This is a genomic window from Salmonella sp. SG203, assembly GCF_013350575.1.
Taxonomy (GTDB): domain Bacteria; phylum Pseudomonadota; class Gammaproteobacteria; order Enterobacterales; family Enterobacteriaceae; genus Salmonella; species Salmonella enterica.
In genome coordinates this window covers 66845-82977 of sequence record NZ_SNMT01000004.1, presented here as the reverse complement: position 1 = coordinate 82977, position 16133 = coordinate 66845, and the positions used below count along the sequence as shown (strand labels likewise).

At 56.4% G+C, this 16133-nt stretch carries 13 protein-coding genes; 3 read left to right on the top strand and 10 right to left on the bottom strand.

Translation table 11 applies throughout. The features are described 5' to 3' along the window. Positions 1-59 precede the first annotated feature (59 nt). Positions 60-2375: a peptidoglycan glycosyltransferase PbpC gene (pbpC, locus tag HV477_RS08290; protein WP_023137821.1), complete on the bottom strand. Its 2316-nt coding sequence runs from the start codon at positions 2373-2375 to the stop codon at positions 60-62. Beyond that, positions 2376-7310, bottom strand: coding sequence for an alpha-2-macroglobulin (locus HV477_RS08285; protein WP_001748976.1), 4935 nt, complete (start codon positions 7308-7310; stop codon positions 2376-2378). Positions 7311-7518: 208 nt separating this feature from the next. On the opposite strand from HV477_RS08285, the gene sseA reads away from it, so the two are divergent. The 3 genes from sseA (at position 7519) to timP (ending at position 9808) form a co-directional block, all read left to right on the top strand. Further along, the gene (sseA, locus tag HV477_RS08280) at positions 7519-8361 is read left to right on the top strand and encodes a 3-mercaptopyruvate sulfurtransferase (RefSeq protein WP_000205241.1); all 843 of its coding nucleotides are present in this window, start codon (positions 7519-7521) and stop codon (positions 8359-8361) included. Between the two features lie 246 nt (positions 8362-8607). After that, positions 8608-9276, top strand: coding sequence for a DUF5066 family protein (locus HV477_RS08275; protein ID WP_017466009.1), 669 nt, complete (start codon positions 8608-8610; stop codon positions 9274-9276). Between the two features lie 415 nt (positions 9277-9691). Further along, positions 9692-9808, top strand: a complete 117-nt coding sequence (gene timP, locus HV477_RS28985) for a small toxic inner membrane protein TimP (RefSeq protein WP_350028759.1) — start codon at positions 9692-9694, stop codon at positions 9806-9808. A gap of 36 nt (positions 9809-9844) precedes the next feature. Here the strand turns inward: timP and sseB are convergent, their stop codons facing one another. From sseB to iscU, 8 genes are all read right to left on the bottom strand, one after another. Further along, positions 9845-10621: an enhanced serine sensitivity protein SseB gene (gene sseB / locus HV477_RS08270; protein ID WP_001522413.1), complete on the bottom strand. Its 777-nt coding sequence runs from the start codon at positions 10619-10621 to the stop codon at positions 9845-9847. A 109-nt stretch (positions 10622-10730) separates the two neighbouring features. Continuing rightward, positions 10731-12014, bottom strand: a complete 1284-nt coding sequence (pepB, locus tag HV477_RS08265) for an aminopeptidase PepB (protein ID WP_000133541.1) — start codon at positions 12012-12014, stop codon at positions 10731-10733. Positions 12015-12260: 246 nt separating this feature from the next. Further along, positions 12261-12461 carry a Fe-S cluster assembly protein IscX gene (iscX, locus tag HV477_RS08260; RefSeq protein ID WP_000523621.1) on the bottom strand — a complete coding sequence of 67 codons (201 nt, stop codon included), beginning with the start codon at positions 12459-12461 and terminating at the stop codon, positions 12261-12263. A gap of 11 nt (positions 12462-12472) precedes the next feature. Next, positions 12473-12808 (bottom strand): ISC system 2Fe-2S type ferredoxin, encoded by a 336-nt coding sequence (gene fdx / locus HV477_RS08255; RefSeq protein ID WP_001124466.1) that lies wholly within the window; start codon positions 12806-12808, stop codon positions 12473-12475. Between the two features lies 1 nt (position 12809). Beyond that, on the bottom strand, positions 12810-14660 hold the full coding sequence (hscA, locus tag HV477_RS08250) for a Fe-S protein assembly chaperone HscA (RefSeq protein ID WP_001196673.1): 1851 nt from the start codon (positions 14658-14660) through the stop codon (positions 12810-12812). A gap of 12 nt (positions 14661-14672) precedes the next feature. Continuing rightward, a complete protein-coding gene (gene hscB / locus HV477_RS08245; RefSeq protein WP_079899147.1) occupies positions 14673-15188 on the bottom strand; it encodes a co-chaperone HscB in 516 nt (171 codons plus the stop codon). Between the two features lie 195 nt (positions 15189-15383). Further along, on the bottom strand, positions 15384-15707 hold the full coding sequence (gene iscA / locus HV477_RS08240) for an iron-sulfur cluster assembly protein IscA (protein WP_000028952.1): 324 nt from the start codon (positions 15705-15707) through the stop codon (positions 15384-15386). 28 nt (positions 15708-15735) lie between these two features. Continuing rightward, complete coding sequence (gene iscU / locus HV477_RS08235) at positions 15736-16122, bottom strand: Fe-S cluster assembly scaffold IscU (protein ID WP_000331704.1); 387 nt, start codon at positions 16120-16122, stop codon at positions 15736-15738. Positions 16123-16133 lie beyond the last annotated feature (11 nt).

Below are 16133 nucleotides of genomic sequence, written 5' to 3'. Positions count from 1 at the left end.
ATTAACAATTATCATTAAGCTTAAATTAAAAGGAATTGATAATCTATTTTGGAGAATGGTTAACGTATTAATTCAAAATTAACCGCTGCAACCTGACCGGACTCATCCATTACGACAAGTTGATAACGTCCAGCGATATTGAGTAATAAAGAAAGGCGATTATTTTCGCCATTAACAGGTTCGCCATTTAAAAACCACCAGCGACGCCCTTTGCCGCCGGTAGTCGAGACGGGCAGCGTGACGTTTTCCTGGCCTGGCAATTGCCTGATCACCGCGCCATCCCTCACTCCTGACAGCATTAACGGCGCGGCATCACTGCCCTGTAGCGGCGGACAGTGGTCGGACGCCGCGGGCAAGCGGGCGCTACGTCTTTCCGCAGGCGGCAGCCACGGCTCCAGCGGCCGCGGCCAGACGATAAACGTATGCGCACGCGCCTGCGGACAGTCGGCAGCGACACGCCGCCCCGTATCATCCAGCCAGACCGGGAAACGAATACCGTTGATGTCTTCCTGCTCAGGTAACAGCAGCGTGGGCGGCTGGCTGTCGTCAAGCAGCCATGTCGCCAGTCGGCGGCGACAGTTGCTGTCTCCGGCAGGCAGAGTCTGTCCGCCCGGCCAGCAAATGACGCCGCGGCTTACCGTCTGCGGACGCGGATCTTCCGGCAGGCGTCCCGTATGCGCCAGTAACAGATTATTGACCTGGTTAAGCAATGGCACCGCGCTGGCAAAACCAAATTGCCCCACCACAGGCGTGCCGTCGGGTCTGCCTGTCCAGATGCCGATGATATAGCGCGCGTTAACGCCAATAGCCCACGCATCGCGATAGCCGTAGCTGGTGCCGGTTTTCCACGCCAACGGCACAATGCGCGGCAGCGCGTTATCCGGCAAGGGTTGCGCTTCATCCGCCATAATCCGCCGAATGATCCACGCCGCTCCCGGCGACATTAATGGTCTTTCCGACAGCGGATCGTCCGGCTGTAACCGTAGTTTCGCCGCTTTCCCATGACGAGCGAACGCGCTGTATGCCGCCGCCATCTCGTCAAGCCGCGCGCCCGCGCCGCCCAGAATCAGCGAAAGATTGGGCGCCGCGCCAGCAGGCAAATATAGCGGCAGGCCGACGTTACGCAGTTTTGCCGCAAATCGTTTCGGCCCATAGGCTTCAAGCACCTGAACGGCAGGCAGATTCAGCGAGCGTACCAGCGCGTCGCTCATGCTGACCGGGCCGTGAAATCCGCTGTCGAAGTTTCCCGGGCGGTAATCTCCGGTACGGCGCGGAACGTCCTGTAATAATGATGCGGGATGGATCAAGCCGTCATCCAGCGCCAGACCGTACACAAAGGGTTTGAGTACCGATCCCGGCGATCGGATCGCCGTTACCATGTCGACATGACCAAAACGGCTGTCGTCATTAAGGTCTACCGATCCTACCCAGCCGCGCACGCTCATATCGGTATGATCGACGACGATCATCGCCAACGAACTGCGTGCAGGCAGCCGCCCTTTCCATGCCCGCGCCAGATCTTCCAGTTGCCGCTGCAACCCGGCGTCCAGCGTGGTCACAATTTTGTCGTTCTGGCTTTTACTCAACATCATTCGGGCAAAAAGCGGCGCCAGTTGCGGCATTTGACGCGGCGCCAGCCAGACCGGTTCTTCACGCGACTCGCGTACCGTTTCGGCAGGCCAGACGCCCTGCGCCGCCATCCGATCCAGCACTTTATTTCGTGCCGCTTCGGCTCTCGCAGGCCAGCGGTCGGGGCGTAACCGGCTCGGCGCCTGCGGCAATACGGCCAGCAGCGCCGCGTCAGCGTAGCTCAGGCGCGCGGGCGGCTTGCCGAAGTAGGCCCAGCTTGCAGCGCCAATACCCTGTAGCGTGCCGCCGAACGGCGCGCGGTTCAGGTACAGCGTCAGGATATCGCGCTTGGACAAATGCCATTCAAGCTGGAGGGCGCGCCAAAGCTGGCGGATTTTACCGCCGAACGTGCGCGAATGCGGGTCCAGCAGTCTCGCCACCTGCATAGTCAGCGTACTGCCGCCGGAAATAACGCGCCCGGCGGTAAGATCCTGCCATGCCGCGCGCGCGACGGAGAAAGGGTTAACGCCAGGGTGCCGCCAGAACCAGCGATCTTCGTAATTGATTAGGGCCTCCAGGTAGCGGGGAGAGACCTCTTCAATCGTCACCGGATAACGCCAGATCCCCCCGGCGTCGGCAAAGCGCCACAGCGGCGTACCGTCATGGGCTACCACGACCCGCGCAGGATGGACCTCATTGAGCGGCAGCGGCCAGAGTTTATCCGCTGCCCATAACGCCAGGAAAATAAAAAGCGGCGCGCCCGCCAGCCACAGCCAGCGGCCACGTTTACCACGCCAACCGTTCATTTAAGGCGTCACAATCAGCAGCCCCTCGCTCGCGCCGGTTGCCCGCCACTGAGGCGCATACATCGATTCCACCTGCGGTTGCGCAAGCTGGTACGTCCCCGGCGTTACCGCGCGCGCCAGGTAGACCAGCGTCACGGGCTGGCCCTCATTGACAACGACGGCAGCCACAAACCGATCGTCGCGGAATTCCATATACTGAATATCCGCCTGCTGCATCTGATTAAGCAGATTTTGCACTTCGCTACCGCTCTCCGGCAGGCTGGCGCTGCTGTCAGCCAGATTCTGGTTTTCCAGCTCCAGCCCGGCCGGGAGCAGGTCCACCACCAGCGCATCCGGCACATTGCGATCGGCCACTACCGTTAACCAGACCAGCACCAGTTCGCCGCTACGCAACGAGGACAGCGATTTACGCTGACCATCGGTCCCCAGTATTTGTCGTTCAATCTGCAAAACGTTGCTGGCAGGCTCAGGCGCAGATGAGGGATAGCCGCTGCTATCCAGACGCAGCCATAGCGGCTGGCTACCGGTGTTCGTCACCTCAAGGGCGGCCAGCTGGTCAGCATCCAGATTACGGGTCAGCGCCTTGTCGCCCGACAGCGGCTGCGCCTCTAACGAGGTCTGCGCCTGCCAGGCGCCCGCGCTGGCCTGTCGCGAATGCGCGGCGAGGAACAAGGCATTGTTCTCCTGGGTAGAGAGCCAGCGCTGACCGAAGGCCTGCTCAGAAAGCGAGCTTAATAGCGCGTTTTGCGCGTCCGGTCTGAGGTTGTTCTCTTCCAGTAACGACAACATCAGAGCGTTATCGCGCAGAGAACTGCCGTAATCCGCCATCCATTGCCGTTCGTCCTGACGCGGCGTATTCAGAGCCAGCGTAATGGCCTCTTCGCCGCGTCTGGCATCACCCATCGTGTTTAACGCGATGCCCAATTGCATCAGCGGCAGTCCTGAAGCCGCCTGACTACGGCGCTCCCAGATTTCGCGCAGCGCGCCGAGCGGCGCTTTCTGCTGGCGCGCCAGTACCAGCGCGGCGTAAGCCTGAGCGGCAAAAGTACTGGCCTGGGTATTATCGCTATAACGAATCAGCATCGTGCCGGGATCCTGCAGATAGCGCAGCAGTCGCTCATTGCCCCGGTTAATGGCCTCCGGCGGGACGCTATATCCCTGCTCGCCCGCGCGAATGAGGAAATCCATTGCGTAGGCCGTTAGCCAGGGCTCTTCCGCCCCATTTTCATCCCATAGCGCAAAACCGCCGTTATCACGCTGCATCTGTAGTATGCGGGAGATGCCGATATCCACCGCGGCGCGCCGTTTTTCATCGCTATCGCCGGTAATACCGAGCGACTGCAATTGAGCGGCATTGGTATACAGCGCCGGGAATAACCCGCTGGTGGTTTGTTCCAGGCACCCGTACGGATATGCTTTCAGCTCGCGAATGTAGCGCGCCAGATTGAGCGGCGGTTTTCCGCTTAACAGCAGTTGTCCCTGTAACGTGGCTGGCGAGACGTTTGCCAGATGCTGCTCTGGTACATGCCAGCTCTCTCCCGGCGCCAGCGCAATGCCGCTATTTACCGTTTGGGCAGGCCAGGCCGGACGCACGCCGATTTGCCACTGCTTATGCTGCGCGCCGAGGGTTTCTCCCGGCAGATTCAGACCGCTAATGGTCGCCTGGATTTCGCCTTCGCCAAAACCTTCCAGCGCGCGTACCGGAACGAATAAGGTAGTGCGCACGCCCGGCGCCAGGTTGACCGGTTGCGGCTGCTGGCTAAGCAGTTCCAGTAACCCACTGGCGGCGAGCGCAATATTCAGCGTCTGCGGACGGTCGGTCAGATTGGTGACGTCCAGCACCAGTCGCGAAACATCCCCTCCCGCCAGAAAACGCGGCATATTCAGCTCGGCAATCACTGGCGCGGCGACAACGACTTTGCTTTCGCCGCGGCCAAAATCGTCCGCTGTCCATGCCTGCGCCATAACCCGCAGTTCGCCGTTAAAGTCGCCAATCGGCAGCGTTACGACCCCTTCGCCCTGCTCATTGAGCGTGATCGGCTGCGCCTGCTGCGCGATGATATTGACATGGTTTACCGGCGGTTTTCCGCCGCGCTTAAGGTCGTCGCCATCGCCGCCAAAACGCAACGCCGCCAGCCGCCCCTGCCCTTCAATGACCTGGCCGTAAATATCGTAGATATCCGCACCGTAGCGTTTTTGACCGAAGAACGCCTGCCACGGGTCCGGCGTCGCGTAATCGGTGATATTCAATACGCCGCTATCGACCGCGGAGACCAGCACGTTGATCTGTTTTGGCATTTCGCCGTGTTTAACGCTGGCTTTCACCCTGACGGTGAGCGGCTGATTCGGGCGCATTTTAGCCGGGCTTTCCAGCGCCAGATCGAGGCGGCGGTTTTCATCCCCCAGCGGTAGGTGTAGTAACCCCACGGCGCGTTTTGGCGTCGCGGAACGAGATTTATCGCCGGGACGCACCACCAGCGTACTGAGATAGAGATCGTGGCGATTCCAGGTTTTATCCACCGGAATCGTGAGCTCCAGACCTTGTGCCGGCACATCGATCGCCTGCCACCACAGCGGACCGTCGCTGGACTCCACCATCGCATAACCTTTACCAGCGACCGGCGCGGCGATATGCAATTTCATGGTATCGCCTGGACGATAACTCGCTTTATCCAGTTTGAGGGTGACGCGATCCGGACGCGCCGCGCCGCTACCGTCGCTGTTATCCTGCCAGCTATAGCCGGCCCAGAAACGAACGCTGCTGACCGTCTCATTCGGCGCTTTGACCTCCAGACGGTACGCGCCCCATTCCACCGGGAAGCTGATTTTTCCGGTTTCATCCGCGTTCAGATCCAGCGTCTGCTCGCCCTCCACCAGATCTTTTTGATCAAACTGCGACTGCCAGCCTTCGCTTTCCGACCAGTTCCAGTAATAGTCGCGACGCTCGCGGATGAGCCGCACCTGTAAACCGGACACCGCTTTTTTCTCGCCCTGCGCGTTGGCGTAAACAATATCGAATGCGGCGTTGCTGTCTTCGTCGACAATCGGTTGATTAACGGTGGTATCCGTACGGTAGTCGTATACCGCTTTGGCGGCGAACTGTGGACGAATTCCCGGTAACGTATCGGCAGGCCAAATCGCCTGCTCTACGCGACGAGTGACCGGACGACCGCCAGACTCCAGCAGGCTGGCCTGTAGAATTACCTGCAGCGGCGAATGCGCTTCTTGCCACTGGCTGGCAGCACTCACTTCACCACGTCCGCCTTTATCCAACGTCAGCTGAACTTCGTCCAGGCTGCGCGAAAGATTCTCTTCGGCAATATTGCCGAACTGGAAGCCAGGCAACGCCGCGACAGCGTCGCGCAGCGGACGCAGGAAAAGTTGCCCTTGCAGGGTATTGCCGTTAGCAGGGGCGCCATACAAGTAATAGCCGACAACGGAGAATTTCACCTCATCCGCAGGCGCCAGAGGTGTTTTTTGCGCCGTCAGGTTGAGCGCCATCCGCTCCGGCATAAAGTCTTCCACATGGAAATCCCAACTCCGCAGCAAATTATCGCCGGTGTTGGCGCGGACATGCCACAAGCCGGTCGGTGCGTTGATATCCAGCGGATAATTCAAACGGTATAGCCCGTTTTCCGGCTGGCTGACAACGGTACGCATCACCTGTCCGTCTGGTTTTACCACTTCCAGCTTAACGGGTTGATCGGGCAGCGTTTTACCGTCGCTATCGCGCAGTAATCCGTTGAGGATAACCGTTTCGCCCGGTCGGTAGAGATCGCGTGGGCCGAACATAAAGAACTGCTTGCTGTAGCCGGGCGCGCCAGCGACATTAAATTCCGACAGATCCAGAGCCGGAAGCGTGAGATCGAGCAGCGTGGTCTGCCCCTCTTTACGCGCCAGTAATAGCGCCGCCGCTTTATCAGCCTCCAGTTGCACATGCCCCTGCGCGTCGCTCGTCGCCTGCGCCAGCGTCTGCCCTTTATCATTCAGAAGAACGATCTCAATTCCCGACTGCGCCGCGCCGTTTTCCAGGCTTTGCGTAAAGATATCCAGCCGATTATGGTAACGGTGCGCGGACACGCCGATATCGCTAAGGGTAAACAACGTAGCGGCATTACTATAGTTGTAGTGTCCAGCCTGATTCATTACCGCCACATATACGCCCGCCTGTTGCAGCGGCTTAATATCGCTTAATGGCAGCAGCAGTTTCTCACGCGTATTGCGCGCCGGATTAAGATCAAAACGACCGGTATAAACCAGATCCGCCATTTTCAGCAGATTGTCGGACTCCCAGTTAGAGAGAGAACTACGGTACTCCCACTGGCTGACAAATGACGCCAGCGATCCGGGCTTAACGCGGAAAAAGTTCACATCAACGTGGTTGACGTTAAGCGCCATGACCGGCAGTCCTTCCGCGATTTTCCCCGGTAGCAGCGATCCCCGGCTGGCAAATCCGACGCTGGGCTGGACATCACGCGTGGTAATCGTTTTTTCATAAGACTTGCCGAAGGTGGCGTTATTCAGCGCTTTAACGGCGGGATCAACCGTGACCACCAGCACGCGTTCAGGTTCCAGATGACGTAACCTTAGCTCTTTTAAATTTGGCGCCAGCTCCCATGCGCCGTCAACGCTGCCGCTTTTCTTATCAACCACGTGAACCACACGGGAGAAATCCTGTTCAGGATCTAAAGGAATTGAAAACGTCAGCACCAGCGTCGCCGCGCCGTCGAGCTGCGCTTCGGAGGCGTCTAATAGCGTGAGCGCTTTGCCCTGGCTTTGCTGCGCCAGCTTTTGTAGCTGTGCCGGGTCTTGCGCGGGCGAGGGCTGCGCTACGGCTGGCGCTTCGCTTTTAGTCGTCGGGGCGGTTTTATCGTTGTTATCGCATCCCGCCAGCGCCAGCATGATCATGCAGGCCACCACGCGTAAATGTTTCATCTTTCATCCCTGGCCTTAACGGCCTGTCAGCAACGGTTGATGAGATATTATGCGCGAGAAATTTTATTGTGTAAGTCCGTATTACTGTGATGATGCGAAAATTTTACGCAGAAATGTGGTTTCGCCAGCCAAAACAGCCTCTTCTACTTGTCCCTTTTCGGGAAACGTCCGACAATTTGACCATAACCAGGTAACAATGGAGATGCCCATGACCACCGCCTTTTTTGTCGCCGCCGACTGGCTTGCCGAACATATTGATGATCCGGAAATACAGATTCTTGACGCCCGTATGGCGCCGCCAGGACAAGAACATCGTGATATGGCGGGCGAATATCGCGCCGGACATATTCCCGGCGCGCTGTTTTTTGATATTGAAGCGCTCTCCGATCGCGCATCGCCGTTGCCGCATATGATGCCGCGCCCGGAAGCGTTTGCGGTGGCCATGCGTGAACTGGGTGTTCGCCAGGATAAACACCTGGTCATATACGATGAAGGCAATCTGTTCTCCGCTCCGCGGGCATGGTGGATGCTGCGCACGTTCGGTGCCGAGAAAGTGTCCATTCTGGCGGGCGGACTGGCGGGCTGGCAGCGCGACGAATGGCTATTGCGCGAAGGCGAAGAAGCGCATGAAGGAGGCGAGTTTGAGGCGAAATTCGCGCCGCAAGCCGTGGTGCGTCTCACCGACGTATTGCTGGCAAGCCATGAAAAAACCGCGCAAATCGTTGACGCGCGTCCGGCGGCGCGTTTTAACGCTCAGGCTGATGAACCGCGTCCGGGACTGAGGCGCGGACACATTCCTGGCGCGCTAAACGTCCCGTGGACGGAACTGGTGTATGAAGGCGAATTAAAGACCACTGACGAACTGAATGAGGTTTTTTTCAGCCACGGCGTGAGTTTCGACAGACCGATTATCGCCAGCTGCGGTTCCGGCGTGACGGCCGCGGTCGTGGTGCTGGCGCTCGCCACGCTGGATGTGCCTGACGTCACGCTTTACGATGGCGCGTGGAGCGAATGGGGCGCGCGTACCGATTTACCGGTTGAACCCGCTTAATATCCGCCATGCCGGATGGCGCTCACGCTTATCCGGCCTACCGTTCAGGCTGATGTAAAACGATCTACAGACATTGTTTTTATTCCGCTCTTTTCCGCTGTCCTGCAAACGGGCATTATTTTCTCTTAATAAAATCCTATTTTTTATCGGTAAATACTTTACGTCCGGTATAAGGAGTATCATTACCGCTGTTTTTGTTTTCACCGGAAAATAACTCCTGTAAATATAATTTTTTAAGGATGGAAAATGGATATTTCACTCGCTAATTTAATTGAGTTGGTTAAAAAGGTTAACCGTAATAAGGTACCTACTCCTATGTCTGCCGAGGAAATAAGTCGTCTGCGAGTGCGTAAGTATCGCGATCCGCAAAATACGGAAACCACTGAGTTACCTGAAAGCCTGAAGGCGCTACTGGCCTACGACCGCGATCTACTTAGCAATTATAATATGCCTGTGATTGAAACATTACAAAGATCTATTGATAAAGAGGGAGTAATTCATTCTTACTCCCCTGATGAAGAGGCGTATTACGGCGTTGGCATGGATAGCTCAGGTATTGATATTGAAGATCTGATGCCTGTCTGGAGTAACGATCCCCGTCTTCCGGCATTAATTCGTATCGATCATGTCGGCGATCAGGCCATTTTTATCTATATCACAGAACGGGATGCCAACGGCGAATACCCTATTGCCCGCATGGAACGTAATGAATTCTGGCTGGCGGAGTCTTCTCTGGTGGAATATCTCTATAATATTATTTCGGGCGCTAAAGACATTGGCTTTACCGAAGAGGATTTACATCTTCCGCAATGGAAGGCACAGCAAAAAATGAATGAACAACGCGATGCCGCTTTACTTGACCTGGAGGATTATCATGAGGCGTTTTGGGCAAAACTGGACGCGCTCGTCGATTAATCGACATGATGTCGGGTGGCGCTCACGCTTATCCGGCCTACCGTTCAGGCTGATTTAAAGCGAATCTACATAAATTCTGTTTAAGCAGGCCACAAAAAAACCGCTCAATTGAGCGGTTTTTTTGTGCTGGTCCGGTTCGCGGCCTTTCCAGCAGGCTTTGTTGCCATAGCAACGCAGGCACACCGTAGGGGATTAATACTCCCTTTTAAGGGAGCAAATGTCAATATGATTTACCGGGAAACTATTCAACATTTGAGGTATTATCTTTCCCGGCCCTTTCCGCCGTCTCGCAAACGGGCGCTGGCTTCAGGAGAGGATAACCCATGGCCGTAAGCGCAGGCACACCGTAGTGCCTGCTATCACGGCATTATCGCCAGCGGTGCTGCCGTGATGCGGTCTTCGCAAGGACCGCAACATGAAGGTACGATACTTTTGTGTCGTGCTTCTTGTTTCTGGCACGTTGTGTCTTCACGCAGACAGAAGCCACCCAGGTAGCTCTGTTCCCGTAACGCTCAACGTCCAGAGCAGGTAAGCCAGGAGGCCGCCCTGTTGGGCGGCTTTCTTTTATTCAGATGATGCGGTTCTGTTTAAAATCGCGCAGGAACCCGCCCCAGCGGCGCTCGTAGAACGGCGCGATATGCTCAGTGATAAAGTGGCTGATACCCTGCTCGCCCTTCCTCACCTGACAAATATCGATCGGTTCGTCACCCGGTAACGTGTCGGTCGCCACATTGCCCGCTGCGTGAATGATCTCTTCAATATCGCCGTCAGCCTCAATGCCAATCAGCAGATTGGGTTGGGCGTCCGCATGTTCTTTAATCGCGCAGAGAAATGCGCGTTTCACCGGTTTGATGGTTTTAAACAGCGTAGTGAGGGAATCAATCATCTGCGACGGCGGCTCGGCCACTTCGGATAAAATAAGCGACTCGCCGCCTTCCAGCACTTCCTGCGTACTTAACGGACTGCCTTCCTCAGCGAGAAGCAGGCTGATTTCACGCGGCATAAACTCTTTGCCGGTCGGCAATTTAGCGTTGAGGAATAACGTTTCGCCAAGCGTCATTTCAAACAGCGTGCGCGCCGGCATCACCACAAACGCCTGTTCGTCTTCCACGGCCTGCTGCAGCGCCTCCAGAGAAGTAAAGAAGGGAATGACGGTCGTGCCGTCTTCTTTTTCCCAGTGCTGCAAATCCAGAGCGCTGTCTTCCACAATCGCCTCGCCTTCGGCAGCGCTGCCCGGCACCCAGACGGTGGACTCCAGTAAGGTACGGAAAAATGCCGGACGATGCGCGGGCTCAGTCGCCGCTTTCTCCAGCAAGATTTCTAATTCATTTTTAGTTTCGGACATAGGAATCACAAATTATGTATATGGGTTGTAGGCCTGATAAGACGCACGGCGTCGCCATCAGGCAAAATGCCGGGTGGCGCTTCGCTTACCCGGCCTACAAAAACACCGTTCAGGCGGTCAGCAGATTCGCGATGGTGCGCACACCCAGACCGGTTGCCCCGGCAGCCCACTGCTCAACCGGCGCTTTGCGATAAGTGGCGGAACAGTCAATGTGCAGCCAGCCTTCGCGGTAATTTTCAACAAAGTGCGACAGAAAACCTGCGGCGGTGCTTGCCCCGGCGGGATACGCCGCGCTGCCGGTGTTGTTCAGTTCCGCAAAGTTAGACGGCAGCTGGTTACGGTGGAACTCCGCCAGCGGCAGACGCCAGAACGGTTCATTTTCTTGCGCCGCGCTGGTCAACAAGCGCCCCGCCAGCGTATCGTCAAAACTGAATAGCGCATGGTAGTCGTTACCCAGCGCCGTTTTCGCCGCGCCGGTTAACGTCGCCATATCAATGATTAGCTGCGGGTGTTGCGCGCTAGCGTCAATCAGGCCATCCGCCAGCACCAGTCGCCCTTCCGCATCGGTATTCATGACTTCGACATTCTTGCCATTACGGTAGCGAATAATGTCGCCCAGTTTAAACGCATTGCCGCTGATCAGATTATCGGCGCAGCACAGGAACAGTTTTACGCGTTTATTCAACCCACGGGTAATGGCGAACGCCAGCGCGCCCGTTACTGTCGCCGCGCCGCCCATATCGGATTTCATTGAGTCCATAAAAGCGCTTTGTTTGATACTGTAGCCGCCGGAGTCAAAGGTGATACCTTTACCGACCAGGCAGGCATAAACCGGCGCATCTTTGTCTCCCGTCGGGTTGTAATCCAGCGCCAGCAGTACCGGTGGACGCTCAGAACCACGGCCTACGGTATGCAGCCCCATATAGTTCTGCTCGCGCAGATCTTCGCCTTTGGTGATACGGTAAGTGACGCTATCGCACGCGACGCTGCACAGCAGATCCACCGCGCGCTGCGCCAGTTGCTCCGGCCCAAGCTCTTCCGCCGGAGCATTAATGGTGTCGCGCACCCAGTCAATAATGGTCAGGCGGTTATCCAGTTCCTGACGTTGGGCATCGTCTAAATCCGGCCACATTACGGTACGGACGCCTTTTGGTCCTTTGTAACCCGCCCAGAATGCCCAACAACGCTCGGTATCCCATCCTTCGCCTGTCAGCGCGACCTGTTTTATTCCCAGGCCGTCGATTTTACGCGCCGCACGCTGGATCAATCCCAGATCGTCTTTACCGTTAAGATGCAAGGTAATACCGTCGTTATTAATACTGTAAGTGGCTTTATCGCCCCAGCGCGCATCGGCAGGCTGCGTGGAAAGCGTAATTTTCATGGCTTCTGTCATTGTTATTTTCCTTATTAGCAAACGGGCCGCCGTAGGGCAGCCCGTTAGATCTTTTGCTAAATGATTCGCGTTGCAGGAAGGCGGCAAGTGAGCGACAAATTCGTCGGGAACGAATTTGCACAGCCAAAGGCTGCCTCAGGTGAGGGACAAGGATGTCCCTCATCATCCCCGGGAGCATAGCAAACTATGTGACTGGGGTGAGCGAACGTAGCCAACGCACCTGCGGCGAGGATCATGACGCAAAAATTACTCTGCTTCATCCAACCAGACTAGCAGAATCGCCTCCAGAATTTTTTCATTGGATGCGTTAGGGTCGTCGTCAAAATCGTCCAGTTCGCAGATCCACTGATGCAGATCGGTGAAACGAACGGTTTTAGGATCGACATCAGGATATGCGTCGTATAACGCTTCGCCGATCTCGCGGCTATCGGTCCACTTGAGTCCCATACTACCCTCTGTTAATGCTCACGCGCATGGTTGATTGTGTAACGTGGAATTTCGATAACCAGATCGTCGTCGGTAACGCGGGCCTGGCAGCTCAGTCGACTTTCCGGCTCCAGCCCCCACGCTTTATCCAGCATATCGTCTTCTTCTTCCGAACTTTCCGGCAAGGAGTCGAAGCCTTCACGTACAATACAGTGACAGGTGGTGCAGGCGCACGATTTCTCACAGGCGTGTTCAATCTCGATGCCGTTGCGCAGCGCAACGTCAAGAATGGTTTCACCGGTCTCAGCTTCCAGAACTGCGCCATCCGGACAAAGATCCTGATGAGGCAGAATAACAATCTTCGGCATGTTAAACCTCGTCTACGGAATGGCCTTTCAACGCGCGACGAACCGACTGGTCCATGCGGCGAGCGGCAAATTCCTGGGTTTGTTTATCTACGTTTTTAATGGCTTGTTCTATGGCGTCAACATCATCGCCTTGTGCGACCGCGCTCAAATGTGCGGCGGCATCATCAATGCATTGACGTTCTGCGGCGCTTAACAGCGCGGCGTCGGCAGTTAGCGCGCCGGTCAAACTTTCCAGCACGCGCGCGGCTTCGACTTTTTGCTCCGCCAGCATACGCGCTTTCACGTCCTGCTCGGCAAAACTCATGGAATCCTTGATCATCGAGGCGATTTCGCCATCGGTCAGGCCATAGGAAGGTTTGACCTGAATGGAGGCCTCGACGCCAGTGGATTTTTCCATTGCGGTTACGCTCAACAGGCCATCGGCGTCTACCTGGAAGGTCACGCGAATATGCGCCCCGCCCGCCGGCAGCGGCGGAATCCCGCGCAGCGCAAAGCGCGCCAGCGAGCGGCAGTCCTGCACCAGTTCGCGTTCACCCTGCATCACATGGATAGACATCGCAGTCTGACCGTCTTTGAAGGTGGTGAAATCCTGCGCGCGCGCCACCGGGATAGTGGTGTTGCGCGGAATGACTTTTTCCACCAGGCCGCCCATCGTTTCCAGCCCAAGAGAGAGTGGAATCACGTCCAGCAGCAGCATTTCGCTGTCCGGCTTGTTGCCGACCAGAATATCGGCCTGAATCGCTGCGCCAATAGCGACCACTTTATCCGGGTCAATAGCGGTTAACGGCGTGCGGCCAAAAAATTCGCCCACCCGCTCACGCACCAGCGGTACACGGGTCGAACCGCCGACCATGACCACTTCCAGAACGTCCTGGGGATCAACGCCGGCATCTTTCAATGCGCGACGGCAGGCCAATAGCGTGCGCTTAACCAGCGCGGAAATGAGATCGTTAAACTGCTCGCGAGTGATCTCCCCCTGCCAGCCCGCAACGTTAACGCGAACGGTATCGGCATCGCTTAAGGCGATTTTCGCCGCAATCGCGGCATCCAGCAGTTCGCGCTGAACGCGATTGTCGCTACGATCGGCAATTCCCGCCTGCTCGCGAATATAGTCCGCCAGCAGATGGTCAAAGTCGTCGCCGCCGAGCGCAGAATCACCGCCCGTCGCCAGCACTTCAAACACCCCGCGGCTCAGGCGTAAAATAGAGATATCGAAGGTACCGCCGCCGAGATCGTAAACAGCGATAACGCCTTCTTTGCCTGAGTCCAGACCGTAGGCAATCGCCGCCGCCGTCGGTTCGTTGAGCAGGCGCAGTACATGCAGGCCTGCCAGCCGCGCGGCGTCTTTCGTTCCCTGACGTTGGGCATCATCGAAATAGGCGGGAACGGTAATCACCACGCCATCCAGCTCGCCGGAGAGCGATTCGCTAGCCCGCGCGGCCAGCGCTTTGAGAATATCAGCCGATACGCGTACCGGATTGAGCAATCCAGCCGCCGTGTCAATCATCGGCAGCCCATTAACGCTTGCCTTAAACCGGTAAGGCAGATGCGGATAGCGCGCCTGGATATCCGCCAGCGAGCGTCCCATCATGCGTTTCACAGAGCTGATAGTGTTGGTCGTATCCTGCGCGGCATTGTCACGCGCAGCGTAACCGACCGTATGGCCCTGCTGCTGATAGTGAACCACTGAAGGCAACAGGTGGCGCCCTTCGTGGTCAGGCAGAGTTTCCGCCTGGCCGCTGCGAACCGTCGCAACCAGAGAGTTGGTAGTGCCTAAGTCGATGCCCGCCGCCAGACGACGCTGATGCGGCGCGGCGCTCAGACCAGGCTCACTAATTTGTAATAAGGCCATGTTAGATTCCAGTTAAAAATCGAGCAGCTTTTCTTCGAGTTGTTCTGCGCTGCTTCGCAGTTTATCGAGAAACCGCAGTTTGCGCACCGTATCCGCCGCCGCGTCCCACGCGGCGTTGTCCAACTGTTCCACCATTTGCTGAAGACGAGCATCAAACATCTTTTGTACGCGTTTGATGAAGCTTTCCAGCCGCGCGTCGTCTTTTGATTGTTCGATATCGTCCAGCTCTTCGCGAAGCGTGAGTTGTTCCATCAGAAACGCGGTGTCGCGTACCGTATGTTGCTCGCTGGCCAGATCGAACCCGTGTAAGGAAAGCAGATACTCCGCGCGCGTCAAAGGGTGACGCAGCGTTTGCCAGGCCAGGTTGATCGTGGCGGATTGCTGGACGGCGGCAAGCTGCTGCGCCTGGGTGCCGTTGGCAAATTTGTCAGGGTGATACTGGCGTTGCAGATCCTGAAAACGAAGGCTCAGCGCCTGGGTGTCAATCTGATAACGGGCTGGTAAGCCAAAGAGGGTGAAGTAATCCATAACATTCTCAGGGATAGCCTGTCAGAACAAACCCCACACGCAGGCGACCACGGTGGGGTTATACCTTCTTACTTCGCGCCGCAGATGCGTTGTCTGCGCGGGTTCCCCCAGTCATTTACTCAAGTAAGCGCCTGGAGATTCACTCGCTTGCCGCTTTTCTACAGCACGAATGCTCGGTATAACAGCGGAACACGGTTACACGTGGAAGCTTTCGCCGCAACCACACTCATCTTTCACATTCGGGTTGGAGAATTTAAACCCTTCGTTCAGACCTTCTTTTACGAAGTCCAGCTGTGTACCGTCCAGAAATTGCAGGCTCTTGCCGTCAACCACTACCTTAACGCCTTTGTCTTCAAACACGGTGTCTTCCGCCGTTGGCTCGTCAACAAATTCCAGTACATAAGCCATACCTGAGCAGCCGGAGGTTCTCACGCCCAGACGCAGACCAAACCCTTTACCACGGTTGGCCAGGAAGGTATTAACTCGCGCTGCTGCACTGTCGCTAAGTGTAATCGACATAACAAAACCTCAATGTTAACGTTCTATTTTATTTCGCTTCGCGTTTGCTTTTGTAATCCGCAATAGCGGCTTTAATCGCGTCTTCCGCCAGAATAGAGCAGTGAATTTTCACCGGCGGCAGTTCCAGTTCGTCTGCAATGTCGGTGTTTTTAATCGCCTGCGCTTCGTCCAGGGATTTCCCTTTCACCCACTCCGTTACCAGAGAACTGGAGGCGATAGCGGAACCGCAGCCGTAAGTCTTGAAGCGCGCGTCTTCAATGATACCTTCATCGTTAACTTTAATCTGCAACTTCATGACGTCGCCGCAGGCCGGCGCGCCAACCATGCCGCTTCCCACGTTATCGTCGTTGTTGTCAAACGACCCTACGTTACGCGGGTTCTCATAGTGATCGATTACTTTTTCGCTGTAAGCCATTATAAATTCTC

Bases quoted from the DNA above. Each gene is read 5' to 3' on its own strand.
- sseB (WP_001522413.1), bottom strand. From the start codon at position 10,621: ATGTCCGAAACTAAAAATGAATTAGAAATCTTGCTGGAGAAAGCGGCG.
- iscX (WP_000523621.1), bottom strand. From the start codon at position 12,461: ATGGGACTCAAGTGGACCGATAGCCGCGAGATCGGCGAAGCGTTATAC.
- pepB (WP_000133541.1), bottom strand. From the start codon at position 12,014: ATGACAGAAGCCATGAAAATTACGCTTTCCACGCAGCCTGCCGATGCG.
- hscA (WP_001196673.1), bottom strand. From the start codon at position 14,660: ATGGCCTTATTACAAATTAGTGAGCCTGGTCTGAGCGCCGCGCCGCAT.
- pbpC (WP_023137821.1), bottom strand. From the start codon at position 2,375: ATGAACGGTTGGCGTGGTAAACGTGGCCGCTGGCTGTGGCTGGCGGGC.
- sseA (WP_000205241.1), top strand. From the start codon at position 7,519: ATGACCACCGCCTTTTTTGTCGCCGCCGACTGGCTTGCCGAACATATT.
- HV477_RS08285 (WP_001748976.1), bottom strand. From the start codon at position 7,310: ATGAAACATTTACGCGTGGTGGCCTGCATGATCATGCTGGCGCTGGCG.
- timP (WP_350028759.1), top strand. From the start codon at position 9,692: ATGAAGGTACGATACTTTTGTGTCGTGCTTCTTGTTTCTGGCACGTTG.
- fdx (WP_001124466.1), bottom strand. From the start codon at position 12,808: ATGCCGAAGATTGTTATTCTGCCTCATCAGGATCTTTGTCCGGATGGC.
- iscA (WP_000028952.1), bottom strand. From the start codon at position 15,707: ATGTCGATTACACTTAGCGACAGTGCAGCAGCGCGAGTTAATACCTTC.
- hscB (WP_079899147.1), bottom strand. From the start codon at position 15,188: ATGGATTACTTCACCCTCTTTGGCTTACCAGCCCGTTATCAGATTGAC.
- iscU (WP_000331704.1), bottom strand. From the start codon at position 16,122: ATGGCTTACAGCGAAAAAGTAATCGATCACTATGAGAACCCGCGTAAC.
- HV477_RS08275 (WP_017466009.1), top strand. From the start codon at position 8,608: ATGGATATTTCACTCGCTAATTTAATTGAGTTGGTTAAAAAGGTTAAC.